Consider the following 9223-nt stretch of genomic DNA (forward strand, 5'->3'; position numbering starts at 1 on the left):
AAGCGGCCTGGCCTTCATGCGGCATTGGCGATCGGATCGACAGTTCGAGCCGTCGATCAGGCCTTGTTGGCGATCCATATGGTTGGCGCGCCTACCACGCCGGCGCTCGCCATCGCCTCCTTCAGTTTTGGGTTTTTGATGAAGGCCTGTGCCTCGGCGACACTGGCGAAATCATGCGTTACGGTGATGTCGTTGGGGTTGTCCGCCGCCTGATAGACGGTCTCCGCCTTCACGCCATTGGCCTTTTGAACCGGGGCGAACCCGTCATAGACTTTGCGCCAGGCCTTGTAGTCGGACACGGTATGTCTCACGAACAGCATCGTCATCGTACATTCCTCCCAGGCTGTTGTTTATTGGCGCCCAAGTGATCGGCGATGGGCCGTCCAGTCTATCGCCCCGATCCTGCCCTTGGCAAACCGGCGCACAAATGGGAGCCGCACCCGTCTCCTGACGGAAAGCTGTCAGCAGGCCTGGGCTATGGATCGATCGGGAAGCCGGTCGCGGCTTCAGCGATCAAGGAGCCAATGCGATGAATTTCGTCTCTGTCCGCATCATCACCTCGGATGTTCAGCGCCTGGTGCGCTTCTACGGCGAGATCACGGGCATGCCGGTGACGGTGTACACCGAAGATTTCGCCGAACTGGCGACGCCGGCCTGCACGCTGGCGATCGGCAGTACCCGCACCCTGATGCTGTTTGGCGGCGACATCGCCCGCCCCGCCGACAACCATACGGCCATCCTCGAATTCCGCGTTGACGACGTCGATGCCGAATTCGCCCGGCTGTCGAACCTCATCAAGGGCACGACCGTGCAGCAGCCGACCACCATGCCCTGGGGCAACCGCTCGCTGCTGTTCCGCGACCCCGACGGCAATCTGGTGAATTTCTTCACCCCGGTGACGGCGGAAGCGATCCGCAAGTTCGACAAATAGAGCGCCCTACTTCAGGTTCCATTTGCGCACCACCGGCTCGCCGGGATCGTGCTCGTAGCCGAGCACGCTGATGCTGGCCGTGTCGAGCACGAACAGCGCCCCGCCTTGCGGCGGCAGGCCGAGCCAGCGGGCGGCGAGCACGCGCAGGAAATGCGCGCTGGAAAAGATCAGTATGTCGGCGTTGGCCTTGCGCAGGCGCTCGATGATCCTGTCGGCGCGGGCCCCGACATCGGTCGCCGTCTCGCCTTGCGGGCAGCCATCGCGAAAGACGTTCCAGCCTGGCCGCCCGGCCAGGATTTCTTTCGTCGTGCGCCCTTCATAGGCGCCGTAGTCCCATTCCTGCAGATCGTCCAGCTTGATACCCTCGGCGCCAAAGCCGGCGAGCACGCTGGTGTTGTAGGCGCGCTGCGAAGGGCTCGACCACACCGCCGAAAACGCCAGGCCTTTCAGCCGCTCCGCGACGCCCCGCGCGGCTGCCTCGCCGGCCGGCGTCAGCGGCATGTCGGTGCGCCCGGTATGCTGCCCCGAAAGGCTCCACGCCGTCTCGCCATGCCGGACCAGATGGATTTGGGGTAGCGCGCTGCTCATGGGACGCCTTTCGAACTCGCCGGCACCTTAGAGGACGGTGCGGCAAAGGGGAATCCGGCTGGCATGGAAAGTGTGCTATGCCTCGCTGAGGCCGCCGGTTGGGCACATCGATATTGTGCCACATCCCTGGCCCTGATCACGGCCGTATTGGCTCAATGAATGAGTGCGGGGGCATAACTATCTCTGTTGGATAGTCATCAGGCATCACAGGCAACATCATTATGTACAAACATCTGCTCATCGCCACCGACGGCACGGAACTGGCCGACAAGGGCGTTGCCCACGGCCTCGCGCTGGCCAAGGGTATCGGCGCCGCCGTCACTTTCGTCACCGTCTCGGAACAATTCCCGATTTTCGCCTGGGGCGGCGCCATGGCCGGCTACGCCGCCGGCGATGAACTGGCCGCCTACCAGGAAGAAGCGCGCCGCTACGGCAAGGAAGTGCTCGACAAGTGCAAGGCATCGGCCGACGCCGCCGGCGTGTCCGCCAAGCTGGTCCATGTCGAGGACAAAAGGCCCGCCGAAGCGGTCCTGGAGCTGTCGCGGGCGCAGGGCTGCGACCTGATCGTCATGGCCTCGCACGGCCGTCGGGGCCTCGGCAGGCTGCTTCTGGGCAGCCAGACAGCGGAAGTGCTGTCCTACACCGAGATTCCGGTGCTCGTGGTGCGGTAGCCGCCGATCCCGCAACTCGGCATTCTAAAAAATGCCGCCGTCGGTCAGGGTTGCTTCCGCGGCGCGGGTTCACTCGCCAGGGCATATTCAGCCCGTGGCGAATGCCCGAAGAGCTGTTTGTAGGCGCGGCTGAAGGCGGCCTCGGACTCGTAGCCGATGCGCAAGCCGATCTCGCCGACGCGCGCATCGCGCCTAGCCAGCAGGTCGCGGGCCAATCCCAGGCGCCATTCATTCTGGTAGCGCAGCGGTGAGCGCCCGACGAGAGCGGCGAAGCGTTCGCAGAAGCTGGAACGGGACATGCCGGCCTTGTCGGCCAGTTCATTGATGCTCCACCGCTGCAGCGGCCTTTCGTGGATGGCTTTCAAGGAACGGGCGATGCGGGCATCGGAAAGTCCCCCGAGCCAGCCCGTGGCGTGTCCTTCATGGACCCAGGCGCGCAAGGTGCGGATGACCATGAGATCGATGATGCGGGAAATCATCAAGGCGGCGCCGGGCTGGACGTCGCTGGTTTCGATCATCAGGAAAGGCAGCATTCCGTCCACCCACCCTGCCCCCTGGGCGCGCCCGATATGGATGCATTGCGGCAAGGCAAAGATCATTCCGCGAAGGCTGTCCGGATCGAACCAGAAGCGGCAGGCGACGATCGCTGCGTGCGGTTGCGACGCCACCAGCCGCAACGCACCGGGACCGCGAGGCAGCAGCACGAGGTCGCCTGCGTCGATGACGACCGGGGCCTGATCCTCGCGCTCCATGGACAGCGCGCCGGCGGTCACCACGACGATATGGGCTTGCCCTTCGTCGAGGTCGAGTTGCTCCGCCTTTGCCAGCGTGCGCGAAAAAACCTGGTCGCCGGTAAGCCTGATCTGCGCCAGCACATGGGAGAGAAGGTCGCCGGTGACGCCGGTGTGGAATGCTCCATCCGGAAGAACGGTCAAGTTTTCAGGCGATTCCATCATGGATGCGGCCGGCCGGTTTTCCTACATTCCTGACGACGATAGCGCATTTGACTGTGATTATGTGCTGTTTTTACTCTGGAGCAAAGTCATTCCCGCACCCCTGGGGCCGCGAGCATGAGCTGTTCCAATCATCCAACCCGAGGCCATGATCTCAAATCGATCGAGCGGGCCGGTTCGCCGCCCTCGGGTCATTCCAACCAACTCGACAGGAAGTTCCAATGAGCACTAAAACAATCCAGGCGCCCGACGCCGCGTCGCAATGGCTGAAGTCATATTATTTCCTGCGGGCCGGCTTTTCGGTCGCCTGGGTAGCGGCCGCCTTCACCCTTGGCAAAAGCGCGCCGCCCGTCGCCGCGGTCCTCCTGGTCGCCTACCCCGCATGGGACGCGATCGCCAACATTCTCGATGCGCGGCGCAGCGGCGGCCTGAGGGCCAACCCCAGCCAGGCGCTGAACGCGGCGGTCAGCACCATCACCGCCATTGCGGTCGCCATTGCCCTTGGACAGGGCCCGCACGCGGTGCTGGCGGTGTTCGGCGCGTGGGCCGTTCTCTCCGGCCTGTTCCAGCTTGCGACCGGCGTGCGCCGTTGGCGGGCAGGCGCGCAATGGGCGATGGTGCTGAGCGGTGCGCAGTCAGCCCTTGCCGGCGGCTTCTTCATCAAACAGGCGATCGGCACCGCGACGCCGGGCATCATCGACATCGCCCCCTATGCCGCGTTCGGCGCGTTCTATTTCCTCGTCTCGGCGGTATGGCTGAGTGTCACGCAGGCTCGCAAGCCCATGGCTTGATCCTTCCGCATGCTCGGCCTTGCCGAAACTCGTAAGACGGCTTTGCGGGCCACCCGTCTTAGCCATGCAAGGCTCCGGCATCGTCATCGTCCCCGAAGTGCGGCGAGCCGCGCCGCCCGCACGCTGCGCGTGCTGCGGTTCGCCGACGCAATCGTCATGATCCTTTCCGGTAGTCAAGCACCATGAGCGCCGCAAGAACGGCAACGCATGACCGCCAATGCAACCCTCACGGCGCCTTGCCCATCGCCCGCACGGCAGCGAACGCCGCGGTGTATTCGGTGAAGTCGCGGGGACAGTCGCGCAGCGCGAGCCGGTAGAAGCGCAAGGCCTCGTCGTCGCGATGCCGCAGCCGCTGGAACTCCGCCACAAAGACGCGCGCCTCGCACAGATGCTCGTTTTTCGTCGTGCCGTCGGGATCGTCCGCGGCGGCCAGCGTGGCTTCGGGCGTCTGCCGCCCCAGGAACATGCGAACCACCGGCGCCGGCCATTTCGTCACTTCGAGCGTGGCGTTGCCTAGAACGCTCGGCAGCCCGCTGTGCTGCCGCGCAATATCGATCCACAAGGCATAATAGGCATTATACGCACCGTCGGGATCGATCGCGGCCGCCTGTTCAAAGTCGGCCTGCGCCTTCTCGGGCGAGCCCGAATAGAAGCTCAGCAGCCCCCGGTCGCCATAGGTGCCGGCATCCTTGGGATCGAGGCGTAGCGCCTGATCGTAGTCGGCAAGAGCCTGATCGTACTGCGCCTTGTACACCCGCACCAGGCCGCGGCACGCAAAGGCGGAGGCATCCTTCGGACTGAGACTGGCGGCTTGGTCGCAATCCGACATGGCGCGGTCGTAGTCGGCCTTGTAGAGCCAGACGCGGCCCCTGCCGCCATAGGCATCGGCATATTTGGGTTCGAGGCTGATCGACCGGTCGTAGTCCGCGATGGCCCGGTCGTACTGACCCTTGCGGCCCCACACCCAGCCCCGGCCCCTGTAGGCGACAGCGTATTTCGGGTCGAGGCGGATGGCCTGGTCATAGTCCGCGATCGCGCTGTCGTACTGGGCCTTCCGGCTGAACACCCAGCCGCGGTTCCTGAACGCAACGGCCATGTCGGGATTGATCATGAGGGCGACGTTGTAGTCCGAAATGGCGCGGATATAGTCGCTCTTGGAGGCCCAGGCCCGGCCCCGGGCATTATAAATCCAAGCATCTCCAGGCGTAATGATGATTGCCCGGTCGTAGTCCGCGATGGCACGATCGACGTCACGCTTGTCAGACCAGGCGAGCCCCCTGTTGTAGTAGGCCGCGGCAGAATTCGGGTCGAGGCTGATCGCCTCGTCGAGATCCGCAATGGCGCGGTCGGTGTCGTTCTTCAGCGACCACGTCCAGCCACGATTGTTGTAGGCCACCGCATCTCTTGGATCGGCGACGATGGCTTGGGTGTAATCGGCGATGGCACGATCATAGTCTTGCTTGCCACGCCAGACATCGCCACGGTTGCGGAAAGTCTCGGCATCGTTGGGATCGATCCCTAGCGCCTCGTCATAGTCTGATATGGCGCGGTCGGCGCCACCCAGCTTCTTCCAGGCATTGGCGCGCCAGCGATAGGCCTGGACATGGTTGGGATTGAGGCGGATCGCCTGGCTGTAGTCCGATATGGCGCGTTCCGGATTGCCTTTGGATGCCCAGGCCAGTCCGAGGTTGAAATACTGGTCCGGATCCTCGGGATCGAGAAAAATGGCCTGGCTGTAGTTGGTGACGGCCTGGTCATAGTCGCCCGTGCGCAGATAAGCATTGCCGCGCAAATTATAGACAACGTTGTTTGCCGGATCGAGGCTGATCGCCTTGTCGAAATCGGCGATGGCTTCGACATAGTCGTGCTTTACGTCGCTCCGGATCATGCCCCGGTTGCCATAGGCGATGGCGAGTTGCGGGTTGAACGCTATTGCCTTGTCATAATCGGCCAGCGCGCGGTCGTAATCCTGCTTGTAGCCCCAGACAAGCGCGCGGTTGTTGAAGGCGTCGGCGTCCTTCGGATCGAGCTTTATCGCCTCGCTGTAGTCGGCAATGGCAAGATCATAGGCGCCCATGTCCGCCAGGGCGTTGGCACGGTTGAAAAAGGCCTGCGACCGGTCACTGGGTGTCGCCGCCTTGTCCTCGATGACGACCTTGCAGACGGCAATTCGCCTGGCGGTGTCAAGCTTGTCATTGCCACAATCCTCGAGGCCTTCGGCCATCGCCGGAACCACGAGCGCAAGCAGTAGGGCCGCGCCGGCCAGTGCCCGCCCCGCCCATGCAATCAATCGCCGAAATCTGTGAAGCATCATGTCAGCGGAATCGGGTTCACGTCTGTCGGTTGTTGGTCTTCCACCGACTTGATCAGACAAATTCTTGATTGCCGCAAGTCACCACGGAAAAGAAATCCGGTCAGCCGGCTTCCGCCTCGCCTACGGTTACACCACCGCCAGCACCTTGCCCGTATCGTGCTGGCGCACGAAATCGACGCGACCGCCGTCCCAGTGGTAACTGTAGTGACGCCCCTGGACCGGGATGCCGATGACGTCGGGCCAGAAGATGCCGATGCACTCTCCTTGCGCCATGCGCACGCTGTTCCACACCAGACCGTCGCTGCCCCCTGCCCGTAGCGCACGCCCTTCCGCCTGCGAGGCGGCGTAGTCGTCCCGATCGAGCACGCCGGGCACGGCGTTGACATCGTCGAGTTCGCGATCGACGCTGCCGATCAGCACGCGGAAATCGGCCGTCCAGCCCGGCGCCTCATTGGTGGCGCGCATGAAGTTCTGGTGATGGTGGATGGTTTCGGCGAGCGCCACGTCCTCGCTGTCGCCGGCATAGTAGATGCCATAGCTGCCGTCCGAGAAGCGGCCAGGCCGCAGGACGGAGCAATGCACGAAAGGCGCCATGACGAAGCTGGCGCCGGGACCGGAAACACGCCTCGCGGCCGGCACCTTGCCGAGATCGCCGAGCTCGAGCCGGATGCGCGGGTTGGTCTTCTCCTCGACGGCCGCCAGCGCCTCCCAGTCGTGCGGGTCGGCGATGTCCTCGAACAAGTCGATCGGCGGATGAATGGAGCGGATGATGCGAAAAGTCTGGGGCCAGTGGACGCGGCGACGGACCGCGCGCCCACTCACCATGCACCACGCTCCGCATCGAGCCATTCGCGCATCGCCGCGAGATCGGAGATTTCGCCGCGCAGCATCAGGTCGAGCGCCGACTGCCCGCCGAAAGCGGCATTGGGCTTGCGTATCCAGGCATAGCCACGCGCCGGTTCGGTGAAGAGATAGCGCAGCCCCTTGTGAATGCCCATCAGATGCGCCATGCGGGTGCGCAGGTCGCGATCGATCCGCCCGATGCCGCCTTCCTTCCAACGTGCCCCCTCCTTCCAACGTGCCCCCATCTTCCAACGTGCCCACGTCCGCGCCGACATGCCGCCGAGCAGGATGCAGGCTTCGAGGTCGGTCAGGCTCCAAGCCTTGAACAGGTTGACCGTGGTGCGCGCCAACGCACCCGCCTCTTCATCCGATATGGCGGACCCGACCGTGGCCGGCGTGGTGACGATGGACTGAAGCTGCATGTCTTGCTCCCGCTATTGGCAGATATATAGCATGTATCTGCCAATTGGCAAGGAGAGGTGCGCAAAGCATTGGACGCAAACCCCTTGCAATGGGAGTCCGTCAATCGCCAAAGCCGGCGCCGCCTCGGGCGATTGGCTACTTGCGGAAAGTCGCGCGCCACGAGCGCTCGACGCCTACTCCGCCGCCTCGTACCCCGCGATGCCCTTGATCTCGAGGAAATCCTCAAGGCCGTATTCGGCGTATTCGCGGCCGTTGCCCGACTGCTTGTAGCCGCCGAAGGGCAGGCCGGCGTCCCAGGTGGGGTAGTTGATATAGACATTGCCCGAGCGCATGCGTGCGGCCACGTCACGGGCCTTCTGGATGTCCTTGGCCTGGATGTAGGAGGCAAGGCCGTAGACGGTGTCGTTGGCCTGCTCGACCGCCTGTTCGACCGTGTCATAGGGCAGGATTGCCAGCACTGGCCCGAAGATCTCCTCGCGCGCGATACGCATGTCGTGGGTGACGTCGGCGAACACGGTCGGTCTGACGAAGTAGCCGCGGTTGAGTTCGGCCGGGCGACCGGGGCCGCCGGCGACCAGCGTGGCGCCTTCATCGATACCGGCCTGGATCAGGTCCTGGATCTTGTCGAACTGGACCTGGCTGACAACCGGGCCAAGCTTGGTATCGGCGCCATCGGCCGGACCGACGGTGAACTTCTCCGCGGCCGCCTTGGCATAGCCGGCGGCCTCGTCATGACGATCGCGCGGCACGAACATGCGGGTGGGCGCATTGCAGGACTGGCCGCTGTTGCTGAAGCAGCCGGCGACACCCTTGGTGACGGCCTTGGCGAGGTCGACATCGGGGAACAGGATGTTGGCCGACTTGCCGCCCAGTTCCTGGTGCACGCGCTTGACCGTGTCGGCGGCGGCCTTGGCCACCAGGATGCCGGCCCGCGTCGAGCCGGTGAACGACATCATGTCGACGTCGGGGTGGCTGGACAGCGCCTGGCCGACGCCCGGGCCGTCGCCATTGACAAGGTTGAACACGCCCTTCGGCACGCCGGCCTCGTCGATGATCTCGGCAAAGATGATCGCGTCGAGCGGCGCGATTTCCGAGGGCTTCAGCACCATGGTGCAACCGGCAGCGAGTGCCGGACCCACCTTGCAGGTGATCTGGTTCAGCGGCCAGTTCCACGGCGTGATCAGGCCGACGACGCCGATCGGCTCCTTGACGATGAGCGACGACCCCTTGACATGGCGGAACTGGAAGCTCTTCAGCGTCTCGGCCATCTTTTCCAGATGCGCCTGGCCGACGCCGACCTGGCTGTCGAGTGCCATCTGGCGCGGCGCGCCCATCTCGCGCGACACGGCAAGCGCCAGGTCCTTGCTGCGCTTCTTGTAGACCTCGATGACGCGGTTGAGGACATCGAGGCGCTCTTCAACCGAGGTGAAGCCATAGGTTTCGAAAGCACGCTTGGCGGCGGCCACCGCCTTGTCGACATCGGCCCTGGAACCGAGCGAGATCTGCGCGAAGACGTCCTCGTTCGACGGATCGACCACATCGAGCGTCCTGGGCACGACCGGATCGACCCACGCGCCATCGATATAGAACTGCAGATTGTGTGACATGGTTTCTCCTTGGGATGCCGCATGGCCGGTCCGGCCGTGATATCTGGCTAGAAATAGCGATGCACAAACGGCGCTGTCAAACGCAACCCCCGAAGTGGTTAA

At 64.0% G+C, this 9223-nt stretch carries 10 protein-coding genes; 3 read left to right on the forward strand and 7 right to left on the reverse strand.

Annotated features, from left to right (window positions below):
* Window positions 1–56: 56 nt before the first annotated feature.
* Window positions 57–326 (reverse strand): cyclase, encoded by a 270-nt coding sequence (locus tag LB556_RS27195; protein ID WP_224570662.1) that lies wholly within the window; start codon window positions 324–326, stop codon window positions 57–59.
* A 203-nt stretch (window positions 327–529) separates the two neighbouring features.
* Here LB556_RS27195 and LB556_RS27200 point away from each other — a divergent pair, with 203 nt between their 5' ends.
* On the forward strand, window positions 530–931 hold the full coding sequence (locus tag LB556_RS27200; protein ID WP_224570663.1) for a VOC family protein: 402 nt from the start codon (window positions 530–532) through the stop codon (window positions 929–931).
* A 6-nt stretch (window positions 932–937) separates the two neighbouring features.
* Here the strand turns inward: LB556_RS27200 and LB556_RS27205 are convergent, their stop codons facing one another.
* On the reverse strand, window positions 938–1519 hold the full coding sequence (locus LB556_RS27205) for a histidine phosphatase family protein (RefSeq protein WP_224570664.1): 582 nt from the start codon (window positions 1517–1519) through the stop codon (window positions 938–940).
* 221 nt (window positions 1520–1740) lie between these two features.
* Here LB556_RS27205 and LB556_RS27210 point away from each other — a divergent pair, with 221 nt between their 5' ends.
* Window positions 1741–2190 carry a universal stress protein gene (locus LB556_RS27210; RefSeq protein WP_224570665.1) on the forward strand — a complete coding sequence of 150 codons (450 nt, stop codon included), beginning with the start codon at window positions 1741–1743 and terminating at the stop codon, window positions 2188–2190.
* 44 nt (window positions 2191–2234) lie between these two features.
* Here the strand turns inward: LB556_RS27210 and LB556_RS27215 are convergent, their stop codons facing one another.
* Window positions 2235–3146 carry an AraC family transcriptional regulator gene (locus LB556_RS27215; protein ID WP_224570666.1) on the reverse strand — a complete coding sequence of 304 codons (912 nt, stop codon included), beginning with the start codon at window positions 3144–3146 and terminating at the stop codon, window positions 2235–2237.
* 218 nt (window positions 3147–3364) lie between these two features.
* Between LB556_RS27215 and LB556_RS27220 the strand changes: the two genes are divergently transcribed.
* The gene (locus tag LB556_RS27220) at window positions 3365–3934 is read left to right on the forward strand and encodes a DUF308 domain-containing protein (RefSeq protein WP_224570667.1); all 570 of its coding nucleotides are present in this window, start codon (window positions 3365–3367) and stop codon (window positions 3932–3934) included.
* Between the two features lie 226 nt (window positions 3935–4160).
* On the opposite strand, the gene LB556_RS27225 is transcribed toward LB556_RS27220, so the two are convergent.
* The 4 genes from LB556_RS27225 to LB556_RS27240 form a co-directional block, all read right to left on the reverse strand.
* Window positions 4161–6248 (reverse strand): tetratricopeptide repeat protein, encoded by a 2088-nt coding sequence (locus LB556_RS27225; protein ID WP_224570668.1) that lies wholly within the window; start codon window positions 6246–6248, stop codon window positions 4161–4163.
* 126 nt (window positions 6249–6374) lie between these two features.
* Window positions 6375–7073, reverse strand: a complete 699-nt coding sequence (locus LB556_RS27230) for an RES family NAD+ phosphorylase (RefSeq protein WP_224570669.1) — start codon at window positions 7071–7073, stop codon at window positions 6375–6377.
* Window positions 7067–7513 (reverse strand): MbcA/ParS/Xre antitoxin family protein, encoded by a 447-nt coding sequence (locus LB556_RS27235; protein ID WP_224570670.1) that lies wholly within the window; start codon window positions 7511–7513, stop codon window positions 7067–7069. The genes LB556_RS27230 and LB556_RS27235 overlap by 7 nt, the downstream gene beginning before the upstream one ends.
* Before the next feature lie 174 nt (window positions 7514–7687).
* Complete coding sequence (locus LB556_RS27240; protein WP_224570671.1) at window positions 7688–9121, reverse strand: aldehyde dehydrogenase family protein; 1434 nt, start codon at window positions 9119–9121, stop codon at window positions 7688–7690.
* Window positions 9122–9223: the final 102 nt, after the last annotated feature.

The sequence above is a fragment of the Mesorhizobium sp. ES1-4 genome (genome assembly GCF_020164745.1).
In the GTDB taxonomy this organism is placed as follows: Bacteria; Pseudomonadota; Alphaproteobacteria; order Rhizobiales; family Rhizobiaceae; genus Mesorhizobium.